The following is a 1,239-nucleotide window of genomic DNA, read 5'->3' on the forward strand; positions in this document are numbered from 1 at the left end:
GCTTGCCGTAGCGATCGCGTGTAGGTGTCGCGGATAGATGTCATCTGTTTGAGTGCATCTCGTGTGTCATCGGCGGCATCGGCTTTCGCATCATCGATCAATTTCTTCAGAAAGGCCTCGGTCTTCGCGTCGGGGTGGCCATTCTGCAGATCGTGCTCCGCGGCGTCGATGATGTTGTCGAGCCCTTGCAACTCGTGTTCCAACGTGGCGATCCGGCGTGCCCCGGCTTTTTGCGCCTCAGCTAAGGCGGCGGCAATGTTCTCCAGGTCGCTACCGATTTTGGGCAACTGCTCGGACTGTGCACCAAGCGATTTGACGAGCCGCTGCACTTCAGCCGCATCGTTGATCGGGTGATCACCGTTCTGGTGATTCCAGGCCATGTCGAAGCGCTTGCGGGCCTGTTCGAATTCTTCTTGGGCTGCGGTGGAGCATCGGCCGGCAGCATGGAAAGCCTCTGCCAGTTGAGAGATCTGAAAAGGGCTACCGGCCTGCAAGCTCTGGTTGATCGCCCATGGGTCACCGCCAGCTCTGGCGATGAGATCGCCAATGCTTAGCTCGATCAGTTGCATCGCACCACCCGCCAACCCGCCGTCTATGCTTCCGACCAGCTACGACGCTACCTCTAGTGGTATCCGGTCATGTCAGTTCCGGACGCAGCGCCTCACTGCTGTCGCTCCTCGCGAAGCTGGTCGATCAGGGTGGTACTCGGTGCGTGATCATTTGCCACCAAAGCCGCGCACCAAGCGCGCGACACCAACTGCAGATCGGCGTCAATCGCTTCGATATCGCGCATGTCCGAATGCTAAGCCGAGGCAGCGCTTCGCTCACTTCACCCCGGCGAACGGCGCAGATTCTTTATCTCGAAGGTGACTGATCGCTGGCGTAAGACCACCGACTTTATGCGGCCGTCAGCATCGGTTTGAGGCAGATCGTCGTCGGACCGGCCTGACGTCGCTGGGATTCGCTAGTGAGATGAAGCCGTGTCTGCGCTGCGTCGAGGCTAGTACATAGTGAATAGCGGCCAACGGCGTCCGCCCGTAATTTTCTACCCATGCGAGACCTCGCGACCATCGATGGCGAATCCGCCTGGTGACGCGAGCGCGCCTAGCGGCTCGATAACTCTGCGACGGCATTCCAGTACCACATTGATCGATCAGGCGCTCGACGAGCGAACGGCGGCAAATTGCACCGCAGCGTCGGCTTGAACCGGCGTGGAGAGGTTACCAGCGGGGTAGCGTC

1 protein-coding gene and 1 pseudogene are annotated in these 1,239 nt (G+C 59.8%); both read right to left on the reverse strand.

Annotation, left to right across the window (positions count from 1 at the left end; genetic code table 11):
• Nucleotides 1-569 (reverse strand): annotated as a pseudogene (locus A5622_RS16965) (hypothetical protein); the annotation flags it as partial.
• 92 nt (nt 570-661) lie between these two features.
• Nucleotides 662-793 carry a hypothetical protein gene (locus A5622_RS30505; protein WP_255361663.1) on the reverse strand — a complete coding sequence of 44 codons (132 nt, stop codon included), beginning with the start codon at nt 791-793 and terminating at the stop codon, nt 662-664.
• Nucleotides 794-1,239: the final 446 nt, after the last annotated feature.

This window comes from Mycobacterium sp. 1245801.1, from assembly GCF_001673055.1.
In the GTDB taxonomy this organism is placed as follows: domain Bacteria; phylum Actinomycetota; class Actinomycetes; order Mycobacteriales; family Mycobacteriaceae; genus Mycobacterium; species Mycobacterium europaeum_A.